17 protein-coding genes and 1 pseudogene are annotated in these 26,394 nt (G+C 44.6%); 12 read left to right on the forward strand and 6 right to left on the reverse strand.

What is annotated here, in order from left to right:
• Positions 1–174: 174 nt before the first annotated feature.
• The 8 genes from N836_RS64050 to N836_RS64085 all read left to right on the forward strand — a co-directional run bounded on the left by N836_RS64050 (position 175) and on the right by N836_RS64085 (position 7,600).
• Positions 175–843: a hypothetical protein gene (locus N836_RS64050; protein WP_023075335.1), complete on the forward strand. Its 669-nt coding sequence runs from the start codon at positions 175–177 to the stop codon at positions 841–843.
• Between the two features lie 315 nt (positions 844–1,158).
• On the forward strand, positions 1,159–1,863 hold the full coding sequence (locus N836_RS64055; RefSeq protein WP_023075336.1) for a DUF4336 domain-containing protein: 705 nt from the start codon (positions 1,159–1,161) through the stop codon (positions 1,861–1,863).
• A gap of 307 nt (positions 1,864–2,170) precedes the next feature.
• Entirely contained in the window at positions 2,171–2,440 is a 270-nt protein-coding gene (locus N836_RS64060) for a methyltransferase (protein ID WP_023075337.1), read from the forward strand.
• A gap of 236 nt (positions 2,441–2,676) precedes the next feature.
• Positions 2,677–4,701 carry a magnesium chelatase ATPase subunit D gene (gene bchD / locus N836_RS64065; RefSeq protein ID WP_023075338.1) on the forward strand — a complete coding sequence of 675 codons (2,025 nt, stop codon included), beginning with the start codon at positions 2,677–2,679 and terminating at the stop codon, positions 4,699–4,701.
• A gap of 637 nt (positions 4,702–5,338) precedes the next feature.
• Positions 5,339–5,773, forward strand: a complete 435-nt coding sequence (psbU, locus tag N836_RS64070) for a photosystem II complex extrinsic protein PsbU (RefSeq protein WP_023075339.1) — start codon at positions 5,339–5,341, stop codon at positions 5,771–5,773.
• A gap of 213 nt (positions 5,774–5,986) precedes the next feature.
• Positions 5,987–6,439 (forward strand): DUF6335 family protein, encoded by a 453-nt coding sequence (locus tag N836_RS64075; RefSeq protein ID WP_023075340.1) that lies wholly within the window; start codon positions 5,987–5,989, stop codon positions 6,437–6,439.
• A 40-nt stretch (positions 6,440–6,479) separates the two neighbouring features.
• Positions 6,480–7,148 (forward strand): methyltransferase family protein, encoded by a 669-nt coding sequence (locus N836_RS64080; protein ID WP_023075341.1) that lies wholly within the window; start codon positions 6,480–6,482, stop codon positions 7,146–7,148.
• Between the two features lie 104 nt (positions 7,149–7,252).
• Positions 7,253–7,600: a hypothetical protein gene (locus tag N836_RS64085; RefSeq protein WP_023075342.1), complete on the forward strand. Its 348-nt coding sequence runs from the start codon at positions 7,253–7,255 to the stop codon at positions 7,598–7,600.
• A gap of 80 nt (positions 7,601–7,680) precedes the next feature.
• Here the strand turns inward: N836_RS64085 and N836_RS64090 are convergent, their stop codons facing one another.
• The 3 genes from N836_RS64090 to N836_RS77955 form a co-directional block, all read right to left on the reverse strand.
• Positions 7,681–9,744: a ShlB/FhaC/HecB family hemolysin secretion/activation protein gene (locus N836_RS64090; protein ID WP_023075343.1), complete on the reverse strand. Its 2,064-nt coding sequence runs from the start codon at positions 9,742–9,744 to the stop codon at positions 7,681–7,683.
• A gap of 79 nt (positions 9,745–9,823) precedes the next feature.
• The gene (locus N836_RS0139155; RefSeq protein ID WP_081716964.1) at positions 9,824–11,659 is read right to left on the reverse strand and encodes a CHAT domain-containing protein; all 1,836 of its coding nucleotides are present in this window, start codon (positions 11,657–11,659) and stop codon (positions 9,824–9,826) included.
• A gap of 394 nt (positions 11,660–12,053) precedes the next feature.
• Positions 12,054–12,176: a hypothetical protein gene (locus tag N836_RS77955; protein ID WP_268744330.1), complete on the reverse strand. Its 123-nt coding sequence runs from the start codon at positions 12,174–12,176 to the stop codon at positions 12,054–12,056.
• A 136-nt stretch (positions 12,177–12,312) separates the two neighbouring features.
• On the opposite strand from N836_RS77955, the gene N836_RS64095 reads away from it, so the two are divergent.
• The 3 genes from N836_RS64095 to N836_RS64105 all read left to right on the forward strand — a co-directional run bounded on the left by N836_RS64095 (position 12,313) and on the right by N836_RS64105 (position 20,238).
• Positions 12,313–17,988, forward strand: coding sequence for a hypothetical protein (locus N836_RS64095; RefSeq protein WP_152532248.1), 5,676 nt, complete (start codon positions 12,313–12,315; stop codon positions 17,986–17,988).
• A 52-nt stretch (positions 17,989–18,040) separates the two neighbouring features.
• The gene (locus N836_RS64100) at positions 18,041–19,276 is read left to right on the forward strand and encodes a pentapeptide repeat-containing protein (protein WP_023075346.1); all 1,236 of its coding nucleotides are present in this window, start codon (positions 18,041–18,043) and stop codon (positions 19,274–19,276) included.
• Positions 19,277–19,848: 572 nt separating this feature from the next.
• The gene (locus tag N836_RS64105; protein WP_023075347.1) at positions 19,849–20,238 is read left to right on the forward strand and encodes a hypothetical protein; all 390 of its coding nucleotides are present in this window, start codon (positions 19,849–19,851) and stop codon (positions 20,236–20,238) included.
• Between the two features lie 38 nt (positions 20,239–20,276).
• On the opposite strand, the gene N836_RS64110 is transcribed toward N836_RS64105, so the two are convergent.
• Together N836_RS64110 and N836_RS64115 are read right to left on the reverse strand one after the other, a co-directional pair.
• The gene (locus N836_RS64110) at positions 20,277–22,949 is read right to left on the reverse strand and encodes a cation-translocating P-type ATPase (RefSeq protein WP_023075348.1); all 2,673 of its coding nucleotides are present in this window, start codon (positions 22,947–22,949) and stop codon (positions 20,277–20,279) included.
• Positions 22,950–23,007: 58 nt separating this feature from the next.
• Positions 23,008–24,543: a phytoene desaturase family protein gene (locus tag N836_RS64115; protein ID WP_031293828.1), complete on the reverse strand. Its 1,536-nt coding sequence runs from the start codon at positions 24,541–24,543 to the stop codon at positions 23,008–23,010.
• A 229-nt stretch (positions 24,544–24,772) separates the two neighbouring features.
• On the opposite strand from N836_RS64115, the gene N836_RS64120 reads away from it, so the two are divergent.
• Positions 24,773–25,186: a hypothetical protein gene (locus N836_RS64120; protein ID WP_023075350.1), complete on the forward strand. Its 414-nt coding sequence runs from the start codon at positions 24,773–24,775 to the stop codon at positions 25,184–25,186.
• 195 nt (positions 25,187–25,381) lie between these two features.
• On the opposite strand, the pseudogene N836_RS78270 reads toward N836_RS64120, so the two are convergent.
• Positions 25,382–26,310: pseudogene (locus N836_RS78270) on the reverse strand (IS1595 family transposase).
• Positions 26,311–26,394 lie beyond the last annotated feature (84 nt).

A 26,394-nucleotide genomic window follows, 5' to 3' on the forward strand; every position in this document is an offset into this window, starting at 1 on the left:
ACCCACACAATAAACCTATACAGTCGGACAAACCCCTCACTACGCTCGTGGTTTGTTGCTGACGCAGGGGACTGCATCCATAAATGATGAAGGAGCTACAGATTGCTAAAACTAACGCTTGTTACTTGGATACTTAATTATTTTTGTGCTATGTGGATATGAGAGAGGCTCGACATGAAACACTTTCCAATAGCATTTGTCATTACAGGAAGCTTGATTAGCGCCATTAGTTTGGCATCGTGTTCAAATGCTATCCCCTCAGATAGTAGCAACAATGACCTGGCTCAAGCATATGATTGCCAGACCATGGTTGTTGACGACCCAGATGGTTTTGTGAATATTCGCACTAGCGCTCAGGTTAGCAAGAACAACTTGGTAATGAGCCTATTGAATGGTACTGAGATTAACGCTGTTTATCAGCAAAGTGATTGGATACAAATTGATGCGCCTGTTCAAGGCTGGGTTGCGCGTGACCGTACAGCGATTTGCTGTGCGTCTTATAGTCATCATCTTATGGCCAGCAAAGTGCAGGTTATCCGTGAGCTAGGTCAGCGAGCGACCAGCGAAGATTCTCAGGCTGCCGAGAGTCTGTTTAAACTCTGGGTCGATGGGGCCTTTGCCGAAGCTCAGGCTGTTGCATTGGCAAGGTGGGCTGGCGAAAATCCCCAATTTCTGATTTCAGTGCTTGGCCCCCAAGATCAAGCCTTGCGCCAGGAAATTCTGGAAATTCTGGACTACGGCTTCGGTGAGGAAATGCCCCAAGCACGTCAGAATTTTGAGGTAGCTCTTGATCAGCTACCTGTGAATCATCCGATTGTTCAGGAATGGTTTGATCGCAAGTAGCACTCAAGTGAACCTGGGGAAGGCTGAAAAGTTGAGAATTCAATGTCTTAAATGGTTGAGGGATGTAGAGCTTTGCTCTTCTCGCAGGGTGGGCTCGACATCTTGAGCTATTCTTCGACTTGTGTGTACACGGTAGCCCGCATAGGGAGATGAGGTAGAAATATTTCCCTTCCCTGATAGCCGATGTAGGATTTTGCAGGGCGTATGTTGTGTTTCGGCCAATACGCGACATACGCCCTACGCGTTTCTCCAAATTGATAGCGCTGCCTATCGTAACGAAAGTGAATGTTTCGTACTACAAGAGGATCTAGAGCAATGCCGTTGACCGAATTTGTTCCGGGACAGATTTGGGTGCAGGAGTACCCCATTCACTTTGCGGGCTGCGACTTCAATGCCCGCATGGCCGTGATTAAGATCTCGGACACAAAACTTATGCTCCATTCGCCTTGTGAGATTGACTCGGTGACGAAGGAAGCTATATCCGCGCTAGGTGAAGTTGCGTGCATTGTTGCTCCAGGCTCCTATCACCATATTTATATCTCGTCTGCACAAGCTGCCTTTCCTAACGCAGATACCTATATCTGCCCTGGCGTCGAGATAAAACGTCCCGAAATAGACTTTGATTGGTTTCTTGGGGACAGACCTGCTGAACTGTGGCAGGGAACTCTCGATCAGGTGCTCGTCAGAGGTAACAAGTTCATTTGGGAAGTAGCCTTTTTTCATAGGCCAAGTAAGACTCTACTGTTAGTTGATCTCATTGAGAACTTTACTGACCAGACCCCTAACGTAAACTGGCTATTGAAGCTATGGTGGAAGGTGGTCTTTCACATGTGGGATAACCCAAAACCAGCGCCAGAGTACCAGATGGGATGGAAAGATAAGGTAGCTGCACGTAAGTCGCTACAGAAAATCCTTAAGTGGAACTTCAAGCAGATCATCTTGTCCCATGGGGACTTGATCGAGACAGATGCGAAAGCAACGGCTGTTCGAGCATGGAGCGCTCTCCTAGGCGGAGCATAAGCAAGCATCCGGCGGATATGCAGTTTCCCTGGTCTGAACTCGTTGAGTCAGACCAATCCAACAACCCCAAGAGCACTTCCGATGGTTGCGCACAGGGCAGTTCAGCATGTTCATAAATTCTTGAAGCAAGAGATCGCAGTCTAACAACGCCTATGCCCATCGACCGCTGAGAAGTTATCTATTAGAATTCAAAGGTTATCTTCGGATTTTGTTAGCTTTTTTGATCGTTTTGTCTGAGTTCGTTAATATAGTTTCTATATTCAACGCTTAAGCATCACAGGACTCTGGCGGGGAGCAATTGAATATCATGGCAGACTGGTTCGCGGATGAGGCATTCTGGGAGACTTTTTATCCAATCCTTTTTCCAAAGGAGCGTTTCGAGAACGCCGGAGAAGAAGTCGCTAAGATCCTCTCGCTCGTTAAATTCAAAGGCAATTCTGTTTTAGATCTTGCTTGTGGTCCAGGGCGGCATTCGGTGAGCCTGGCGTTGAAGGGTTTCAACAAGTTGGTTTTAAGGAGGTCCGCATCTTTGGGGACCTTGATGGTAATGAATATGGCCCAGAGGCAAAGCGGCTGATAGCAGTCGCTACGAAGTAACTCATTGTGATTGAGTTAGCAGATGCCCTCGGCGATGTCTCTTCTAGGAATCCCCACAGAAACCTCAAAGTCAGCTGTTTAAATAAGCATGGGTAGCTAGTATTCGATGGCAAAAATTTGGCAGCTATTTCATCCACCCATCCACCCATCCACATTTGATAGTGGGCAAACTTACGCCACAGAGTACTAGTGAAGTGTCTGTTTGGATTACCTGAAATGTCTTCTGCGTTGGCTGATCCCCATCACACGAACATACAAGCCTTTCCGCTGACGGCGATTGTCAATCAGGAGATGATTAAACTGGCGCTTCTATTGATAGCGGTTGATCCTGGGTTGGGTGGAGTGATTATTGCCGGTCGTCGAGGGACTGCTAAATCAGTGATGGCTCGAGCCCTGCATGCGCTGCTACCGCCCATGGAAGTCATTAAAGGGACCTGTTGCAACTGCGATCCGGCTGCTCCATTAGAGTGGGATGATGAGACTCGATACAGGTATGGAGGAGCTCCGAAATCGGTAGCTCAGGATGATCACACAATTGATAGGCATATGATTCCGCCCCCTTTTATTCAGGTGCCGTTGGGGGTGACAGAAGACCGACTGCTGGGCTCAGTGGATGTGAGTCAGTCCATTACGCAAGGAGACTCTGTTTTTCAACCTGGTTTGTTGGCCGAAGCTCATCGAGGGGTGCTTTATGTCGATGAGATTAATTTGCTCGATGAGCATATCACTAATCTGCTGATTGCTATTTTGACTGAGGGTGTCAACAACATTGAGCGGGAAGGCATTAGTTTTCAGCATCCCTGCAGGCCGATTTTTATCGCTACCTACAACCCTGAAGAAGGGGATCTGCGTACCCATTTGTTAGATCGGTTTGCGATCGCACTCTCCGCCGATGCCACCCTAGACATTCATGAGCGCATCGAAGTGGTCGAGCGCACCCAGCAGTATGCTGACAACCCTCAACAATTTCTGCAGCAGTATGCCGACGAGATTGACGAGATTAAAACTCAGATTGTTCTAGCGCGGGAGTGGCTCAAAACGGTAACGATTCAACCAGAACAAATTAACTACCTTGTTAATGAAGCCATTCGTGGTGATGTGGAAGGTCATCGGGCTGAGTTGTTTGCTGTACGCATTGCCAAAGCCCATGCTGCTCTCAACGGTCGCTTAACCGTCAATGCTGAAGACCTACGCTGCGCTGTCGAACTCGCCATTGTGCCCCGAGCTGCGATGATCGAAGTGCGGTCCCCGGAGCAGTCACCACCACCGCCACCGTCACCAGAAGACGCACCTCAGCCGGAAGACTCAACTAACCAGGAACAAGCTGAACCAGAAACCCTCGAAATTCCAGAGGAATTTGTCTTTGACCCGGAAGGTGTCATTCTCGACCCATCCGTGCTTGATTTTACTCAAAGCGCAAAACGGCGGGGCAAAGCCGGCAGTCGTAGTCTGATCTTCTCCCAAGATCGAGGCCGGTACGTCAAGCCGATGTTTCCCAAGGGCGAGATTAAGCGCATTGCTGTTGATGCCACCCTACGAGCGGCGGCTCCCTACCAAATTCGACGTCGTCGTCGCCAACCGGGCCGCCGCGTGATTGTTGAAGAAGACGATATTCGCATCAAGCGATTGGCACGTAAAGCTGGTGCTCTAGTGATTTTTGTAGTCGATGCCTCGGGCTCCATGGCGTTAAATCGGATGCGAGCCGCGAAGGGAGCCGCCCTACAGATTTTGACAGAAGCTTACCGCCATCGTGATCAAGTAGCGCTGATCCAATTTCGGGGGGAACAAGCTGAGGTGCTGTTACCTCCCACCCGTTCGATCACCGCTGCCCGCAAACGCCTGGAACATTTACCCTGTGGTGGTGGCTCGCCACTAGCCCATGGACTTGCTCAAGCGATTCGTGTGGGCACAAATGCATTGCAGACCAAGGACATCGGTCAGGTAGTGATAGTTTTAATTACCGATGGTCGAGCTAACATTTCGCTGACACATTCACTGCGAGAATCCCTATGGCAGGAGGAAACGCCTGACCTCAAAACAGAACTCTTGAAAATCGCTGCCAGGATTCGATCGTTAGACATACGATTGCTGGTGATCGACACCGAGCGTAAATATATCTCTACTGGATTAGTGGAAGACTTAGCCAGACGGGCAGGAGGAAACTATTATCGATTGCCTAAGGCAAATGAGGAGGCAATTGCAAGAATGACCCAATCAGCCCTACATCAGGTAATCCAATAAACTAAGAAGAGAAAAACGCTTTAAGCCGGATACAGTTCAAAGCCTTGGGTTTGCCCTCCGAAAATCCTCTAGTTGTGGATATAAACCAGGTTTAAACGAGAAAATTGACGAACCGATCAAACATTGACCTGATCCGTCCGTCAATAATCGCCTATTAACTTGTCCAAGGTTTCCTCCTTCCAAACCATTCTAGGGCTTACAGAGTCTGTAGTTTATCTTAGCTCCTCACATAGCCGTCTCTTCCTGAGAGCTTGGTTTGACCTTACCTTCTCACTAAGGTATTTCACTTATCCTATGGTGGAGGAAGATCATCTACATCCTCCATTACTATGATAACAAATATGTTAATAAACGATGATCATTTATTAACGTTTTATTTCTCCTGTGAGTTTTATTTAGAAAGGCTTTTAGAGGTTGGTATAGGCTCAAAATAACAGATTATAAGGTAATTTTCTCTCACTATCACTCACTCACTAACGAATCGTTACGCATAGGCTAGCCTACACTCAGTCTTGCTTCAATTAAAGTAGTCTGAACTCTATCTGTTGGACCGTGTGTTAGGTCTTGGTGCTCACAAATTCCTCACATTATCTTTTTACCATTGGTGCTAGATGTCTAAAAAGAGGGAGATAAGATAGTGAGACGTTTTTTAACCCTGCTAATAGGGGTAAGTTTATTAATTAGCTGTTGGTTTGGATTAGGACTGGGACAACCAGCCATAGCTGCAAGATTAACCCATACAAGCTTAAATCAGCTAAATAATTCATATACTGTAGCGGCAATACTTCGTAACCCAGTCGATGAAAAATTAGGTGAAATCGGCTCCAAGATTGATCTCAACAACTCAAATGTTTTGGCCTTTAAACGCTATCGAGGCATGTATCCAACACTGGCTCGAAAAGTTATTAAAAATGCTCCCTTCGATACCGTGGAGGATGTCCTTAATATTAAAGGCTTGAGCAACCGTGAACTGGATATCCTCAACGCCAATTTAGACAATTTTGTAGTGACTCCACCTGAGCCGGCGTTAATTGAGGGTGGCGATCGCATTAATCCTGGTGTTTATAAGTGAGCCGAACCAACGCTTTCTGGCTGACAACAGCGTCATAGCCAGAGAGATATTCACTAGCGTCAGAGGCTGATGCCATACCTATCTCGATAACAGTCAGTGGCAATTGCTCACAGGATGTAAAGAATAGCCAACTCAGCAGCTTTAGTAAAGCGTGAAATATAATTGAGACAGGTGTGAGCTTGTGCTGCTTGAAACCTGGCGGAGGTAAGTGCTATGCCCTATGATGATGATCAACTGCCTAGCAAGGCAACAAATTTACCAGAAGACTGGGATCTGGATGCCTCAGTGCCGCCAGAAGAGTCTACTCAATCTACCTCAAAGAGGATTGAAACAGACTACATATCCGTTGAGGAACTAACAGACCGAGACACTGGTTTTGGCAGCCTATTACACCAGCTGCGAGCTCGGTCTGCTGAGGGTACAGCCCTTACAGGCGGTGATATGGATACCGACCAGTATCAATCACAGGTTAGTGGCGAAGAGGCTGTCGGTGGTACAGCATCTACCCCTGAGCAAAATGTGGTGGAAGATTTGGCAGTGGCCGAAGGTATTCAAACACCTGATGAGCATCCACTCCGCACCCTGCGAATAATGCAAGCACGTGACGCTCATCGCTGGGAGCTAGAACCAGAATCCTCTGAAGATTACGAAGAGCACGGTCTTTAGTAACCAAATTCTTCAGTACTGTTGCGATCTCAGAGGGCCTATGAGATTAAAAAGAATCGCACGTCTGGTCATTAGTTTGCTCTACATCAGTCTCCTATTCTGGCTAGCGGGACGCTGGGACTGGTGGAGAGGATGGGCCTTTATTGGCCTCCTTATCCTTGGTTGCATTAGTAGCGTCCCCTATCTATGGCGCAAAAATCCTGAGATGATGAAGAGACGGGGGGAGTTTGGCAAAGGGACAAAAACCTGGGACATTGTTGTCCTGGTACCTTTTGGCCTCACATTTTTAACTACACCAGTGGTAGCAGCGCTTGATGCTCAATATCAATGGTCACAGATGTCACCCTGGCTATGGTTCTTGGGTGCAGGCTTATATGGCTTCTTTGTGGCGTTTATCACCTGGGCGATGGCAGTTAATCCTCACTTTGAAAAAACAGTGAGAATACAGCGCGATCGCAACCACCAAGTGATTTCGTCTGGACCCTACGGCATCGTCCGTCACCCTGGTTATACCGCTATAATACTAGGGTTGGTACTGGCGACCCCAGTACTCCTAGGCTCTTGGTGGGCCTTTATTCCAGCCATTTTATCCACAGTTTGTTTGATCATACGCACAGCGTTAGAAGATCGCACATTGCAAAAAGAACTCTCGGGGTATCAAGCCTATACTCGCAGCGTTCATTATCGACTGCTGCCTGGCCTGTGGTGATGCGCGGCAGCTTCCTCATAATTTCCTCTCAGTGTTTGTGTATACTTTGTGAATATGGAGCAGTTTAACCTCTAATGGGATGACTTTTCGTGAGTTCTAGTACTATGGGTCACAAATCTACTGAAAAGAATTCAAAAGTTAAGGCAACCTCGTCTATCTGGGAGTATGCTACTGGCATGTTAGCCATTTGTATTCCCTTAGTGGCCATTACCGAAAGTGGCATCTTGTTACCTTTTCTGGTAGCGCTTAGTGCGGCCGGGGGAACGGCAGCCATATGGGTTTCACCTGATAAACCTAAGCAAGAAGAGATTGAATTGATTCAGACTGTGAAGGCGCTAGAGGAACGCGTGATAAATCTGGAGACAATTTATGTCAGTTTGCCAGATGTTGAAAAGACTTTACCATTACCAGGAGCCTCAGAGTGCTCATCCCATAGTACTTCACAGGATTAGTGTTAAGTTATTGTTTTCTGTAGAGATGATGGTTATAAATAGGGAGATGGGACTGATGCTGTACTAGCTACTCAAAAGGTTTATCTAAAGATGTGATGGTATCCAACACTAAAGTGAAACCTTTGATCTCGAAAATCACTATCTATTTCTGTGCCACTACTAAGCGGTATACCATAATCTAAGCGAACTCTTAAGTTTTTATCTTCTAACAGATCTGCCTGCAATCCCAGTCCGAGACTAGCAATGAAGTTTGGGTCAGGTATTTGATTAGGATTATTTCCATTATTCCAAACCCATCCAGCATCAAAGAATGGAATAACTTGTAGATCTAACCAATCTTTTTCACCATCAATGAAAACTCTTATTCTGTCTTCAATAGCTAGTATTAAACCGTTATCACCGGAACGAAAGTTCTGCCGGTAACCTCTAACAGAGTTATTACCCCCTACCACAAATTGATTAACTGGCAGCAAGCTATTAGGAGTGAGCTGAATGATTCCACGTGCAAAGAGCCTATGGTTTTCGGAAAGTGGCTTTAACCATTGTGCTTGTCCAACCCAGGAAAAAAACTCACTATCAGGTATCGAAGATGAGTTGTTAGTAGCATCAAATAATCTCGTACCCAAATTAAACTGAGAACGTAATAGAAATAGGTTTTTATCCCCACGCTGGATATATTCTTGTCCAAAGAAGAAAGTTGATGTTCGACTAATACCAGAATCATCTGGACCAATTCCTATGGGGAACGGTGTTGTTCTATCAACAAATGTTTGACTTTCTTCTCGGACAAATCCAAATTCGAGATTGAATTCATTATAGACCTTACGCAAAATTGGATAACGATAGGCAAGTGTGTAACGTTCTGTCTCAGAACGAAATCCCTCTTCTTGGAAGTTACCGCGTACTATGTCATTACGATCACGGGTGACACCTAGTGTTATCCTAGAGAGATTTCGACCGATAGGGGGAGACTCATATAGACCTGATAGAGAGAATGAAATGTCGTCTAAAAACTCACTAAATCCAGAATCAAATTCTGATCTTTCAGTATTTCCAGCCGGAATATAACGACCCTCTAAAGTGAAGCGTGAACCATCTCCGAGATTGTAGTTTGTTTCCCAATCAATCCCAGTTTCTCCTAAACTTGGAGGTGAATCATTATTTACATCAATCTTAGCATCCCAATTAATCTCTCGTAATTCGATCTCTAGAATGCTAGCAGCTTGATCAGCCGTATCAGTAGCTTGAAGAGTTGCAACTACAGATTTATTCTCAAAACGCGGATCGAGAGACATTAATCTTACATGGTCTTCTAACTTAGATAGATTTATTGGTCTGATTGGCGTGCCTTCTTGACCAACATCACCTGTAGTATTTCTGAGTAGAGCTCGAACATACCTCCCTAGATTCGTTCGTTCTTTATAAGACTCATCTTCAGGAAATTCGGATGAGTCCTGGCTTCTAACTCTAATATCTTGAATGTAGCCTTCAAGGACAGGGATGATTAGTGTATTGCCCTCAACTCGCAAAGGCTGTGCTCTAGAGGTGACATAGCCACGATTCAAATACTGTAATGTAACGGCATCTTGAATACCCTTTCGTATTGCGGATGAAACCGTTTGACCTAAGTAGGGAATAACAATTGCATCTATCTCCGCTCGAAACTCTATGTCCCTATCAGCAAGAGTCTCACTAATTTGCTCTTCATCTGAGCAACAATTTTCTACACGATACTCCAATATTAAGTAATCTTCAAGATCGTCTTCACTACCTGATTCGTCAAAATCATCTACTGACAAGAGAATCACATTACTATTAGGTTCATTAACAAAGGGTATAGTCTCATCAATATAATTACTAGCATCTACCTCTAAAATTGCATCTGCTAATACTGAAGTGTCCTCATTACTCTCTACGAGAGAAGAACCAACGGCTACTAAATGTTCAGAGAGTAGCGAAAAATCTGTATCAGCTTGAATAACTAATTTATCTTCAACACTATTTGTTCCTGCTTGAACACCAATAAAACTACCAATGACTATGATGATTTTCAAAGATGCAGCCAAGACTAAAGTGGGTCTCAGAAAAAATGGACAGCGCACCCAACTTTGCTTAGAGGAAGAAATTGAAATGGATTTGCTCATGGATATATTCCTGAACACCTATAAGTTAGTTACACAGGGCTGCACTGCAATGGATATGGGTTTTGTGAACAGCTTCGGTCTACCAAGGACTACCTACCAAAGTAAATGCAGACCAAGAATACGGATGGCTTAATTGCTTAATAATTACATCTTCATTTCCACTCAATTTATTATCAATTTCAAGAATGCCCTGTAACTCTGTCTCCGTAAGAGATTGAGAGCCATCAGCTTCGATTAGTAATCTATCATTGTTATTCAATGCTGTTCTAATAATGATTCTGAGTTCCCGTAGATTTTGCTTGAGTCTTTCTTCGCTCAGCATTGCTAATTGTGTTTTTTGTACAGCTTCAGCTTTGCTTCCAGTCTCAGGTGATCTTAAGTTTCTGTAGAACTCCATCATATAGACGAGGGTACTTAAATCGCCTACATACCAAAGACTGGCAAGGGTAGATTTAACTTCAGCTTGCAAAGATAAGCCTGCAAAACCTAACTCGGCACTTTCATCACCCAAAGCAGTTCGGCAAGCACTTAAGACCAGCAAATCTACAGGAGGGTTATTCCAATTAAGTGTTTCTATCTGAAAAGGGTTTAGTGGGAGAGTTGTATCCCACAACTGAATATTTGAGTCACTCGCCACGCCAGGGTTAAAGTTAGCATGGGTAGCAAGGTGAATAATTTGGAAAGGATGCTCACGCCGATCCTGACGCAAGTTAGCTAAAGTAGCATTACTATTTGCTCTGAAACGACTTCTTTGTCGAGCACGCCTTTCACTGGAATGGCTCAACGTGTCTCCCCCACTCCATACGCTTTGAATAAGCTTTAGCTCTAAAGGAACAGCGCTTAAAGGAGCATACTCTTCTGAATTCCTAAATTCAGATATTCCCATAGCTAAAACATCAGCATTAGATAAGTCACTGGGACGCAGATCCAACGCACTAAACCTAGGAATAACGCTTAACTGGTATTGTTCTGTCAAGTACTCACCATCCTCTTCATCGTAGAGAGCAGCAAGAGGAATAAGCCTTAATCCATTTTCCATAGAAAATAGAAGAGTATTTACATCAGGGTACTTCGCCCTAAGCTCCCTCCTTATAGGAGCAATTAATAGTTTATACAGCTGTTTTGAAGCTTCTAAATAATTACTACTTTCAGGATTTTGAACCTCTCTCCAAAAGAGCTCGACCTGCTCAATGACCTCACTACGACTCACATCCCGAGTATCAGATTCTGATTCTACTTGGTCCCTAGTACCTGATGTTTGAGGTGGACTACCCTCCTCAGGATAAAAGTCTTCATCTGAATTTGATGCCAGAGGTTCAGTTGCCACAGTGCTTTGAAGCTTGATAGGCGGCCCATCAGCGGTCTCGACCCTAATAAAAACCCTTTCGCCCTGGGAAGATAGATAAACCACAGCTGGTTTAATACTTGGCACCTGCCTATGCATAGCGTAGAGCGCGTAACGGATATTTTCAGGATCTACAACCTTCCGAGTAAATGACTGACCAAAGTATTGGTCAAACTCTTCGCCTCGTTGGGCTTCAAGATCCTGTATCCCAAAATCCAACTCTATATCAGGAGGTCGTACAAATGTCGATAATGGGGGTGGGGCAATAAGTGTAGTAGCAGTGTCAGCAAGCAACAGCTCATCATCAACTCTAAAATCAGGCAATGTGTTTCCAATGCCGAGACTAGAAATATTATTAAACGCTGTAGAGTTAGCTACGGCATTACGGCTGGGAATATCAGCAGTAGCAACCGATTTTGACATAAAAGCATGTGCAGAAGTAAGTCCGAGCATGCCTACGGATGATTGCTTCAAAAATGCACTAGTGTCAAGAAATACTAACAAAATAGCGATAGCTAATGCTTTGACAACAGTTTTTCTGACCTTCTGACTCCCTATTCTTCTTACCATAGAACTTACCTGTCAAGCTTTGAAAACACTTAAAATTTAGCAAGTCAAGTGGAATAAGCTGAGCCACCAAAAGCCTTTTACCACAAGCGACTCAGATTATATCTTTGATTTCTTTAAGAAAATGCTACAGACCTACTTCACATGGTTGACTGCTCTTCTTCCTTAACAGAAAATTGATCTGGTATAAACCTATCAAAAAAAATATGTGTTTCATAGGTCTGTATTGTGTTTTTTAAGGATCTAAGCAACAGCATGCATGCTTCGGTGGTGAAGTATCCATGCCTTTATGGTGAATTAGGCTGTTGCTCTTTCTTCTACATATAGAGTTATTTCTATGAATAACTCATTTTTACGATAGAGGTATATAGTAAGGCGGATTTAGTAGCTTAAGAGTTTAGTCAATAAACGTTTCTTTCAGTTGCTGTAGCTCAAACACTATGAAGTATCGAATTTCTCGAAAGTCTCTAGTGCGGTTGATGTGGAGTGCAGGAATCATATCTTTATCCTTGACTGACATAGCTTTTGCGATCGCACTAAATCAACCTTTAAGCTATCGACAACAGTTAGCTCAGGCCAGTAGTTGTCCTCAGGTTGGACAGATTATTGAGAACAGCAATAGTATTGATGAATGCTCGGACTATGAGTTACGGAGGTTGCTTGACGAGCTAGCAGAGGTAGTAGACGAACCTGATGCGAATCAAGTTCAAGTTCAAGTTCAAGTTCAAGCGTTGCAACGTCTGAGGGTAATTGTTAATCAGTCTGAATCTGTGGTTGTAAATACTGCATTGCCAGAGCTATTGGGGTATGCTCAGCTGCATCTTCAGACTACTCCTGAGATACCAGCAATGATTCAAGCCAAATCTGCTGCAATTGGCTTGCTTAGTTCGATAGTAGTTCGACATATTTCTCATAATAGCGATGTACCTAACTTCTCGATAATTGAAGGTATTCTAGAAAATCAGACGCTACTTTCTACAGATATCCTGGATATTAAAGATATTTCTGAGGTTCGTGATCAGCTACAGTCATCAAATCTCGACGAAGTTGCTTTGTTTCAGGCGCAGGTAGGTATCCATTTAGCGGCTCTAAAGGCGATTCAAGATATTGGTTATGCTATACAAACTCAGATTAGCCAGACAAATGAAACAGCTGCACTGTCACCATCAGGTTTAATATCGCAAAGCCTGGCTGACACCTTTGGCCCTACTTTAAGAAATGCTTTAACTAAAGATATCGATATAGATACCACAGAATCTCCTGCTAGGAAGCTTTTAGTTGATATTCAGATAGCGACAGTTGAAGCTTTAGCAGCCATTACTTTTGTAGAGCATGATATCAATGGTGATGAAACCATAGATAACATAGTCCTTCTAAACAGCATTGCCGCAGGTGGCATTCTGAGGGGAAATTCAGACGGTAAAGATGAATTTATTTCTAAACCCAGTGCGGTTCGGGCAGCTGCGATCTCATCTTTAGAAAGATTGGGTGCATTACCTGGTCCTTTTCATGACGGGGTTGTGAAAATATTACAGAGTATTGCTGATAAGACATTAGACAATATTGCTGAGCTGCGTAGAAATACAGAGACACCACAAAATATTATTGAGCTGCGTGTGGAAGCCGAAACACTAATTGGAACCACTGCAGTTAATATTTTTAGCCGACTTGAATCACAACGTGCTCAGCAGTTGGGCCAAAACGTGGATGCAGGTGTCCAAGATGCTGTTATCGCAGGGAATGAACCTCGTAACATCAGTTCTATAAGGAGTTCCGAGCCTAATGCCTACGAACAGTACTTTGATAATAGACGGCACTCTGAAGATGTTTTTAGGATTCTCAATCCAGCTTTTGCTGCTGAGGAAGGACAGGAGCTGAGACAGTCGGCAGAAGTTGCCTTTCAGCAGTTCTATGGGAGTGATATAAACAGATTATTACAGGCTATTGATGAAATTCGTGGTCGTGCTGATCGTACTCAGTCAAATAATGAAGCTAATGAACGTACTGAGATAGAAGAGCCATCTGATCGAGATGAAGCTGTCCGGTTAGCAGCTGTAAGGGCTTTAGGCGGTGTGAGTTATCGGCGTTTTGTTCCCTATTCAGAGGATGGCAAAGATTCCGAAAAACTTCAAAATGAGCTTAAAGTCTCGAAAAATCTTGAGGCTCTGCAACAAATAGCTCGTTTTTTAGGGGAAAGTCTTAGGTCCTCTGATACAGATATTCGACATCGGGCTACCTATGCGTTGGGGCAGCTGGCATCCTTCTGGCCCGATGTTTTGATAGAGCACTATGACGACAGTATCTATGGTGCAAGAAAAGAGGGCGAAAATACGGTGCTAGATTCACTGTTTCTAGGACTCAATGATCGCGGTATAGAATCAGATAGGGAGACAACTGAAAAGATAATTGCAACCGTTGCCCACACCCTTAGCCGCTATGGCATAGCTCTTGAACAAAATCAGAGGAAGTATGAGCTGTTACAAAAGCTGGCAGATTCACAAGTTATTCGATCTGATAGTAACTTTGCGAAACAGGGCAGCAAATTCTTATATGAGTCTTCTAAGATGCAGCTCTCGACTCTCAAATCCTGTCTTAAAGCTGTTATTGCGCCAGGTAAAAGTATCCTGGAAAATTCTCAGATAGCTCCAGAATGGTACACCAGGGTTGAAGGACTGGACAATGATTGCTCAGCTCAGGAAATAGCTTCTAATTACCAGATGACTCTGGTGCCAACTCTTAAGCAGGAAGATATTGATAACAGAGCAGCGGTAGCTGCTGCTTTTGCATTAGGACAAATTGGTATCAGTGATGGGCAACCTTTACCAAGCAGCGATGAAACTCAGAAAGCAGAATGTAAGGTAGTTGAAGACCTGCTGTGGGTTATGCAGCTTCGTGATCTGATGGCATGGGGAGGAACACCCCCAGAACGATCGTTTCCACGGACTGACAGTGTGCGCGATAGTATTGCTAGCTATGTAATAGCCCAAATTGATGCTAGAGAGCATGGGCTTATTGCAAAATTATTGGATGCTGTGACTGTAGATGCAGATTCTGTGGATGTTCCTGAAAAAGCTATAGAGCGTTGTTCAGAAGAGGATACGGAGACTCAATATATATCCGACTACGGGACTCGGGCAGCTATTATCAGTGCTTTGGACCAAATTGGGTTGGAAGGAACATCGTTGGAATCTTTTGTTAGAAGAACAAGACGATTGCTAGCTCGCGATGAAGATCCAACTAATGCGGTACAAGCAGCTGTTACAAGTGTTGTTGAAGGCAGTAACAGAAAAGCTGATATTCAATTTCAAGATCTAATACAAAAGCTACAGGAGCTTAATGCTAAACAGGCAGCGGGTGGTTCTGAGGAACTTAACATCAATGGGCAACGAGAACTGATGAATTTAAGCCGCTTCGCGCGAGAAAGGCTTAATGATTCAGGTTCTGAAGGTGCAACCTTATACGCTGCTGCTCAAGAATTGGATGAGGCAAATTACTTACTATCCCTACCTTACGATTCACTGTTAGCTTGTGCTGGGGCTAATTACACCCTGGCAGCAATCGGCATTGGTAGTGATTTAGCCGTAAAGCAGCGGATGGAACACATTTATGTGTACCCTAAGCCCTACGACTATATTTGTGCATCCAACCTAGCGGCAACGGCACCTCAACCACCGGTGGGAGATGAACCCTCTCTAGTAAATCAGCTATTTTTAATGAAGCGTGGTGCTATTGCTGCATTGGGGCAAATTGATCCTGACTATGACAGGCTTCCTGAAGTAGTAAATTGTCTAGCTGAGCTGGCAGGTAATCGAAATAATCTGACTCCAGGGGCAGAGTGCCCTATGAGGTTTGAAACATCTGTCTCCTTTGATGCAGAAAATAGAAGGGAAGATTGGTGTCTTACTCCTTCTCAAATGGAACTTTTTCAGGGGCAGCAGGAAGAGCAATTTCAGTACTACAGATTTTTTGATTCCCTTGAGTATGGTTTAACTGATAACCACCAGGACCGTTTACCAGAACAAGGATGTCCGCCTGAAGCTTTGCTTAATGAAGCTAGGTTACCTGAAAGACTACCTAATGCGGATCAGATACCTGCTGCATATCAAGCAGAAGGCTGGGGATTAAATGCATCACAGTATAACGGTTTGAGAAATGGTTTAAAGGAACATGCTATTGAAGCTCTAGGGCAAATAGCCACCCGAGAACCGGAGCAAGATGCCCTTTGTACTCTGGCGTTACAAGATTCTGCATACTGCAATGGTAAGCCACCCTTGACTGATTCATCTGGGCGTTTACATACGCTCAGGTTAAATCAGATAGAGGAAGTTGCCCTGGAGCTTAATGCTTCGGATGATGATGCTAAGCAGCAAAAGCTAGAAAACATTGTGAGTGGGTTATTGCTACCAGTGTTGGCAATGAATAACGAAAATGACAAAGCCTTACGGAATCAGGCTTTAGATATCTTGTCTCGGCTCGATCCTAAAGTTTTTGCCGATTTAGATCCTTCAGTCAGGGTGAAGTTCCTGCAAAATTTAGGATTTACCGAAAATCATATGATTTCAGGAAGTATTGCTGAAGAATGTGTTTTAGGTAGTTCTGATAGTGACCTACTTCAGCAAGAGACACTTTGTATTGGACTCACCAATCTTTTAGGTGGTCTTGCGTTAAATTCATTAGATAACAACGATCAAATCGTTGACCAGGCAACTAAAGTATTACAAAACGATTTGGTAACCAATGAGCAGAGTGCCATTATTCGTGCCAGTGCGATTAACGCAATCAACCAAGTTGATCAAAATAACATCAAGACACAGATACAGCTATTGTCCCGACTGAACGAAGATGACTCAGACGAGCCTCGCGTTGTCGATCAAGTCATCCAAGCTTTTCTCCGCTCTGAGCCTGATACTACGATTCCTACACTAACAACATTGTTACGCGGGAACGATAATGAGGCATGGCAAGCCGCTTCTGCCATCAGGCTACTAGGACAATACACCTCTATTGCTATCGCTGAAATTGAGGCAATCAAGCGAGAGGGACAATCGCCTGATTTCGATGCTTCTGCATATTATTCGTGGCAAGCCGCTTTGAATAGTGAAGGCTTGATTTTAGCCTTATTGGATCGTTTGGATGATGAACGAGGGCTTAATGCTGACTTGAGTAGGCAAATTCTGTATGCCTTAGGAGAGATACGTACTGACAACAGTGAGGTGCACAGCAAATTGCTAGAAATTTTGGATGATGATAGATCTGATACATCCAGTCGTGCTGTTGCAGCCTATGCTTTGGGTAAAATTGGCAATCAGCATCCGGAGGTGGGTGAGTTAGTCTTGCCCTTGCTATATCGAATAGTGCTTGAGGAAACTGCTACAATCTCTAGCGATTTGAACTCCAATGAGCGAAAAAATCTCAGAGAACTAAGAGCAGCAGCAGCCTATGCGATTGCGCAGATGGGGTCTTACGCCTACAGCACTCAATTTGGAATTATTCCTCAGGAAGTGCTTGACTCACTTTTGATTACATATAATGACGCCCTTAATGAAGACTCTGAAATACTCAGAGCTATCATATTGTATTCGTTAGGCAGTTTAGGTTTTGAAGATAACCGAATTGCTGAACTATATGCTGCGAGTTTACAGTCAGATCAGCCTTACAATATTCGGGTTATTGCTGCGACGTATGCTCGTGAGTTACTAAGTCAGGTACGAGAGAGTAATGGCAGCAACGTGGATGAAAATGTGCTACCAGATTTAAGTCAAAATCAAGGAACCGATACGTTTTCTAACGAGTATGATTCTAGATATCCTAGTTGGAATCAAAATTTGATCGACGCTTTAATTGAAGCTACCAAATCACCTGAAATTACTGTGCGACAAAATGCTGTGATGGCCCTAGGCAATCGTCCAAACTTTAACTCCCCCGAATTAAATGCGAGCTATCGAACAAGGATTCTTGATGCTTTAGGTGACGTTTTCTGGAACGAGCGGGAATATCCATCGGTTCGATTGCGAGCTGGGGTGTCAATCAAAAAGCTTTCAGGTGGTATATCAACAAATGCTTTTAATACTACTTTTCAAGATTTACAAGCATTAGAAGAACTCAGAACTGGTTCTAGTTTCACTCAATCTCAAGTTAGGAGTCCTGAACAAGCTCTATTTTCTGCTAGAAGTGCGTCACTAATTTCAGTATTAGATTCCAGTTTAGATACTAGTGTTTTGCTCGTAATTCTAGATGCAATTCGTACCGAAACACCTAGAGCTTTGGAAGGAGCAACGGTAATTACTAGCAGCGGTTGTAATTTATGGTGCCAGATATTCAAAAGATTATAATTCTTGTACAGAAACAAGATGCATAAAACACAGAAAAGAACTTAAAAGCTGTATGAATAACGAAAAGTACAACAAAAGCGACTATAGAGCTCATGTTTTCGAAGATAATGAAGACATGAAACAATACAACTTTGTGAAAGCAGATTTACGTGGAGTTGATTTAAGTAATAGAGATTTAACTGCGGTGAATTTTTCAGCTGCCAACCTCGGTGGAACAAAGTTCGTAGGCTCTATTCTCAATGGAGCGAATTTCAGTGATACTACGGGAAGCCTTCCAGATAAATGGAAAGTTTATATCCGAATAGTTTTTTTAACGTTGTCTTTTTCTGCTGGTCTAATTATTTGTTATTCATTATCACTAATATTGGTAGTTATAGCTCCACCTGAAGATTTAGGTAAAGGACTTGAGGGTATTTTTAGTAATTTTAGTGGATACCCCGTTTGGATGGGTGTGTCTTGCATGATTGCTCTATTTGTATCAATATTTATAGAGTACTCTTTAGGAGTAGGAATCACACTTATAGCAATTATTGTAATCGTTACAATAATTGCTATAGTTATTATGTCTCTACCCATTCAGGATCAAACCATTGCTGGTGCTGCTTCGATACTATTGACCGGTTTTTTGGGTACAATTTCTGGTTTATTAGCAAGAGCCCAATCTGTTTCCTTGAAAGAGATTTCTAGAAAAGTGGTTGCTAAGGGTAGTTTGTCTAATAGGTTGATAACTAGGATAGATTGGACAGCTTGTTTCCTGGGTATTGCTGCTGGTGTGGCCTCAGTAGGACATGAACGAGTCTTTTCTGGCATACTCGCGTTCATTTTGATATTGCTATCAGGATATATCGGAAGTAAATCCTCCCAGGGAAATTCCAAATATTCAGTGTTCTATCTCAGTTCACTTAAACTTGTAAGAATTGGCAATATAACTGATTTTAGAAATGCTCATCTAGATGGTGCTAAATTTAATGGAACAAAACTTAAATTACAATATATTGATATAGGAGAAAGAACAAGTGAATCTGAACAAAAAATGCTATCCACATTCTTTGATGGAAACGAAATTGAGATAGCTAAAGGTGCTGCTGAGATGTCAGAAGTTTCTGGATACAATAGGACAGATTTAATGTTTCAATTTATGAAGGTGGGAGTTGAGCTTATGTCTAAGCGGGCTAGAGAAGATAATGTTGTCTATCATCAGGAAATCCATGTTGGACCAGGTGGTTCAGCAAATGTTTCGAGTCATAATGAAGGGGAGCAGAATATAGCTCAAAATGGTCAAGTGTAGAACTTCAGATTATTTAAGGTATATTGCTCTTATCTGATTGTGTTGTCACTTGATGCAAGCCCATTATTATGTTGAGATTCTGAGTCTGTTGTGGACTAAGAGTCAAATGTAGCTAAGAGGGATGATAGTAAAAAATCTCGATCACCTTTTCGTTGAAAAGTTAAAATTTTTGATATATGGGGGTAAACTAAATCGTGCCCTTGTTGTTTCACAGCAGACCTGTTATGTTCGGAAGTTCAAATTAGCATTTAGTTGTACATTCTTGTTTATCCGTATTTTTGTTGAAGCTTCTATTAGGTATTATAGATGTAATGCAATTTTTGAATAGCAAATGATACAAACCATTTCGTAAAAAGATTTATATAAATTAGTTATTAGTGCTGTTTGAGTGCATTTCGAAAATGTTGGTAGAGAGAGAATGCTGAGGCATCTATTTAGAGTCATTAATCTGGCAATCAAGTGAGAGATGTCATAGAATATAGGTCTCAAACTTATATTTATGGTTCTATCTCATTACCAGTCTAATATATGGGCTTTAGATTTTAGCTTTTGACAAACAGGAAGTGAATTTTATGTCTGAGAAAAATAATCAAGATGATATTCGCCAAGAAATTCATATTCAACAAGGTGGTTCAGCAAATGTTTCAATAAACAACTATGGAGAACAGAATATTAAACAAAAATTTCCAACTGAAAAACAGCCTTTAGCAAAAGCAGCCGAGGAAATTCAGAACTTGCTTATTCAACTGGAAAAGACAAATCCAAGCGCGACTCTTGCTCAGAAAAAAGCATTTGTGGATATTGCAATTCCCCCAACAATTAAACAACGAGCGAAGAGTGCTCTTCAAGCAGGAATTCAGTCTAGTATTGAAGAGTTTTTAGATAATCCTTATGTAAATGTAGGTATGGCGATTATAGAAGGATGGAGAGAAGAACAACAAAATAACTCAGCGGATTGCTGATATTGTTCTCGTGTGCAACTAGACTTGTTTTTTTGAAATTAAAAGATCTTCTTCGGTCTTTGAAACTGGCTGAGTTTATGCAATTCAATGGGTGCCAGCACTGTCAAACTTAAAAGAATCAATATACCCCAGGTTTCAAGGCTAACAGGCTCAACAGCCAGTATGCTCTGCCCTAGGGGCACATACATCATCAACACATGGACTAGAAACGCGATAATCGTGCCAAGCAGCAGAATAGGACTCCGTAAGGGAGATAATTGAAATATCGACTTACTTTCTGAGCGACAATTACCAATATGTACTATCTCAAACAACACCATTAACAACAGCAGGGTGTTGCGGGCTGCAGAAACAGGCTGTCCTGCCATAAGCATCCAATTATAGATGATAAAGCCAACCACACCCATTACCATTGCGCCGAGCAGAGTGCGTTCAATCATCAGGCGGTTAAAGATAGGTTCACGGGGAGACCTGGGACGGCGGCGCAGAATACCATTTTCTCCTGGTTCAAAGGCCAGTGCCACATCTTGAATGCCATTGGTGACTAAATTGAGCCACAGCAGCTGCACTGGCAACAGCGGTAACGGTAGACTGGTCGCAACGGCCAGACTTAGCAAAATAATCTCAGCTGCCCCCGTTGAGACCAACAGGTATATCACCTTGCGGATGTTGTCGTAGGCAATCCGCCCTTCTTCTATCCCGGCCACAATCGTGGTGAAATTGTCGTTACTAATCACCAGTTCTGCGGCTTCACGGGCGACATCGGTACCGGCTTTGCCCATGGCCACGCCGATATTAGCAGCCCGGAGGGCAGGCGCATCGTTGATGCCATCACCAGTGACCGCTACAAAATGTCCGCAGGCTGTGGCGGCATTCACCAACTGCAGCTTTTGATGGGGGGCGATACGGGCAAACACACAGGTGGTTTGAATCAGCTGTTGTATCTCTTGAGGAGATTGGTCTACTAATGTTTGCCCGGTAACTACCTGGCTGGCGGTAGTGGCCAGATTCAAATCTCGAGCAATAGCTAAGGCGGTTGCTGGATGATCGCCTGTAATCATCCAAACGGCGATGCCAGCGGTATGGCAGCATGCGATCGCATCTTTTACCCCAGGTCTGAGAGGGTCGATCATACCGACAAATCCGAGCAGTTTTAGCTGAGATGGCTCTGGCGGTACCTGGCTAGAATCAAGACTGTCGGGAACTATGCCCGTGGCCAAGGCCAGCACCCGATAGCCCTGCTCAGCCATCTGCTGAGAAAAACGCCAGGGAGATGGCCCAGGTAACACCTCACACATAGTATGCAGCCGTTCAGGTGCCCCTTTAACCATCACATGTATCTGCTCTTCAATGGCATGGTAAGTAGCGGAAAATTGATGTTCCGGTTCAAACGGAATTTCATTGACCTGGGGATACAAGTTCAAAGTAGGCTCCCGGCTCCAGCCTAATTTATAGGCCATGGTCAGTAGGGCAATATCTGTAGGATCGCCCCGCCAGGCCCACTGGTCGGCGCTATGGTGCAAATCAGCTTCATTGCATAACACAGCTGTCCGGGCAATGCGATCCAAAGCCACATGATCCGGTGTGATCATCTTTCCCTGGAATAATACGTGTCCGACGGGCGTAAATCCTTCGCCTGTGACCTCAAAGACATCACCATTGGGAAGGCAAATTTGGCGTACCGTCAATTCATTACAGGTAAGTGTCCCTGTTTTATCACTAGCAATCAGGGTGCAGCTGCCCAGACCTTCAACGGCGGGTAATCGTCGCACAATTACCCCCCGCTTTGCCATGCGTCGAGTGGTGACGGCCAAGGCCACGGTTAGAGCAACGGGCAGTCCTTCTGGAATAGCGGACACCGCCAGGGCAACACTAAACAAGAACATTTCAACCAGTTTGTACCCGTGTTTCAGAATGCCTAACAAGGCAATGCCCACCGCAGCTATCACCACCGATAGGGCCACAACCTGACTAAACTGTTCCATGCGCTTGAGCAATGGGGGTTTGCCGCCAGCCGTGGCCATCATGTCTAGTGCTAACTGACCAACGGCGGTGGCGGTGGCGGTAGCAACAACAATGCCGCGACCGCGACCGCGAACAACCATGGACCCTGCATACACCATGTTAAGACGATCGGCTAAGGGGATAGACTCCTCTCCAATCCAACCGGCATTTTTGAGAATAGTCAGCGATTCTCCCGTTAGTAACGATTCATCTACTTCCAGGTTGTGGGTGTGAATCAGACGGATATCAGCGGGGATACGATTTCCAGACTCTAACCACACCACATCACCAGGCACCACATCATCAGCGTCGATCTCACACACTTCTCCATCTCGCATGACCGCCGCACGAATTTTCAACAGCTGCTGTAAGGCCCGGCTACTTTGTTCTGCTCGCCATTCCTGATAGCCTCCAATGACCGCATTGAGCATGAGAACGGCCATGATAAATCCGGCATCTTTAAGATCACCAATGGCTACCGAACCCAGTGCGGCGATGGCTAGGATATAGATTAAGGGACTGCGAAACTGCCGTAACAGCAGCTGCCAATAGCTGGGTCCAGGCTGTTGGGGAAGATGATTAGCACCCACCTGCTGCAATCGCCACTGGGCATCCAATTGGGTGAGACCATGGGGTGTGGATTGGAGACTGTTGAAAACAGTTTTGGACGAGCTGGCATGCCAGGGGGTGGAACGGAGGGGTTGCATTACGATCGCACAGACAACGAATAAGCTTAGGGTATCAACGACTCAACGGATTTGTTTATCAGCCTGCTCTGCTGGTTTCAGGCATCATCACCTGAAATGCTTGGCGATCTTCATGGCAAATTTGCTGAATAATATTACGTCCCGACATCGCGACGACAGGAACGCTGCCCCCCGGCTCAACCCATTGGCCAATGCGGTAAAAGCGATGGAGTCCGGGTAGTGTTTTGCGGAGACCTGTGATGAGTAACGGCAGCGTCTGTTTGTTGAGTAACCAGCCACAGCTAGAGCCTTGCCAGTTGCCCGTATAACGCTCATAGCTGAGGGGGGTAGCTACGTCCACAAACTCAATATCTGCCTTAATGCCAGGATAAAACTGTTCTAACTGATCAATTAGAATGCCAGATTCCTGAATTTCCTCTGCATTATAAATAGAGCGACCATAAAGGCGCTGCCAGTATTGATAAGACGTCGTTAGCATAATAATCACTACAGATTTTTCTGGCGGTGACAAGGATGGATCAAAACAATAATGTTTAACGCCAATTTCGTAACGATGTTCTCCGGCAACAACAACGGGTTTATCTAATAAATAGGTAGTCCAATGGGGGTGATGCGAGAAGTCGCGATTTACCCCGAGGGATATCTGTAACTGAGAATAAACCGGTAGATGCCCGTTATACCTGTGTTTAATACAGGGTGATGTGTACTTGCCTCCCAATAGATCGAAGACAGTACTACGGCCATCACAGGCAGCAATGACTCGATTGGCAAAGTACTCATCGTTGTTATACAGTCGCACACCAATGGCGCGATCGCGCTGCACCAAAATGCGTTCTACCTGGGCATTGTAGTGAATGGTTCCTCCCAGAGACCGGTAGCGTTGCTCAATGGCCCGAGCAAACGCCAATGACCCACCTACAGGAAACCCCGCATTTTTGTTATGCATGGAGGCCAGCAGCGACATCCCCACCATGACCGGAATGCTAGGCCAGGCAAACATCTGAGGAATTGCTCGACGCAAAAAGGGATCTTGGAATCGATGGGCAAACTCTTGGGCAGAAAGCAATCCCCATCGTGCCATCGGCCCCAGAAATGGTAATACTTTGAGCCCCAGACGCGTCCAATCCATAGGCCCCATGAGCGCCTTGGGCTGTTGCAGCAGCAAGGATAAATCAAAGTCAGTCAAGGCTCGAACGCCGACACAAAATGCATGAATCAGTTTTCGATCCCTGGGAGAAAGATCCATGAGATGGGCTTCTAGCCGATCAGGATCGCTATAAACAATCAGCGTTTTGCCATTAGAGGCCGTCAGCCGCATCAGCTCATCATGATGCACAAAGCGGCGTGTTTGAATGACACCCAGCTCCTGCCATAGCGAGTAAAAGGGCTGGTCTGGCCCACTGCCAAATAAATAGTGAATACAGCCATCAAAGGTATATCCTCTACGCTCCCACGCCGTACAGAGACCACCGGGCTGATTATGGAGTTCAAAGATTTCCGTGCGATAACCATTCATCTGGGCGTAGCAGCCCGCAGCTAACCCGGCAATGCCTGCGCCAATGATGATAATGTCGGTGCCAGCCTCTGTCATCATTGCCTGTCTGTGCTGTGGGTACTCATACATTCCCCATAATTTTTTTTTAGTCTAGGGTTAACCATGTTAAGAATCTTTAGCTTAAGGGACTAAGGCAGAATGGTACTCAGTATTCGTAAAAGATAACAAACCACACTTTAAGATAACGGTGATTGTGGGTTCTCACCGGCGGCGATGGGAGCCACTCATTAGTCTTGGAGCACACATTAAGACCAAGGTCTGGGAGCCGATGCACCAACAACTCCAGGAACCCTTAGTAGATGCGGTGTTGCTGTTGGGGGTGATGATTTTGGTGTTGCCCAGACTGTTGTTGCCCAGACTGTTGTTGCCACCTCAACCGTCTCAGCTAACCCCAATGGTTGCAGAGTTTGGATTAGTGGCTTTACGAATCAGTGTTATCCATCATCAGCTTTCTCAGCACTATGCCGTTATTACATTAGATCAATACGAGCGCTTAACCCCTGGCATGCATCTATCCGCTGTGGAAAGTATTGTTGGCACTGGATCAGAGATAAAAACACAACAGTTTCCTCATGGTGCGATCGCGATCACCTATGAATGGATTAACCCCGATGGGTCCAGACTGATTGCCACATTTCAAGCTATGAAACTAACCGGCAAAGCCCAGGCTGGCCTGAAGTAAGCGTAATCGTCCCATAATCGTTGGCTTCGACTTCGCTCAGCCAGCGTCCCCTGAGCGGAGTCGAAGGGGACGCTTATAAGTAGCTAGTTGCATCAGGGCTTAGAATTTTATCAGATCCCAAAAAATAGCTGAAGATTCGTTCCATGGAACGACTGTACGTCTAAAAAATAAAGGCTCAATCGGCGTTTCAGGGAGTTAGACGAGCAATGTACTCAATAGACTACCCAGCAAGGCTTTCCCCCTTTTTCTGGCATTATGCACAAACTCAAAGAACCCCAAATATATCGGCAATTTCTCTTGTGAGATACCTCGATGAGGTCTCAACCATGACCGCAGCAATGACCAGAAGCCTTCCATCGTATTGACATGGACTTCACAGAAACCATCGCCATCGTCATCTCGGGCATATTCTCCGGCACTGTGGCAAACACTTTTGTGAGTATATCCCCAACTCTCTAGACGAGCATAGATATCATACTCGTCGGTATAGATGAGGGTGCCAGGTTTCACGATGGACTGAATGATTGGCTTAATAGTTTGTTGTTGAACATTTGACAGCATTTTAATCACCACCTCTCCGCCTCGCTGAATCATCCCGAAGATCGGCGGTTTCTCCGTTTCGAGCGTACCGTGCCCCCGAAACCCTTTGAGTTTCCGCCTGCGCCCCTTGCGCCCTTTTTTTTGACCTTCTCTGGCTGCCCCTTATGGCCTGCTGTCACATACACTTCATCAAACTCCACCGTCCCTGATAACTGGACTTCTGGTCGCTTGTCGGCCACCGCTTGACGTAATTCACTCGTCATCTGATGCACATCATCTTTGTGCAGACTCAACTCTTCGGCAATTTGTTGGTTCGAGACATTGAGTCCCATCAGATATAAGCACGCCATCCAGGTCTGTAACGGTTGATGACGACCCGCAAAGAGGGTGTCGGTTAAGTCATCAAAGTGACGACCACACTCCCCACAGATATAGCGTTGCCGCGCTGAATAGGTGTCATGCTTCCCTCGTTTAGTAATGCTTTTCGAGCCACAATCAATACAGCAAACGCCCTCAGGCCAACGCATTGTGCGAATAGTCTCGTAGCATTTGTCCTCATCGATTAACTTAGAAAGCGTTAGCATAGGTAGGCTGGCAGGAGGATTCATTCCATGACACTACCCTGCTCATCTTAAAGTTAGCAACCTCCCTGAAACAGCTATTGAGCC

This window comes from Leptolyngbya sp. Heron Island J (genome assembly GCF_000482245.1).
Lineage (GTDB): Bacteria > Cyanobacteriota > Cyanobacteriia > Phormidesmidales > Phormidesmidaceae > Leptothoe.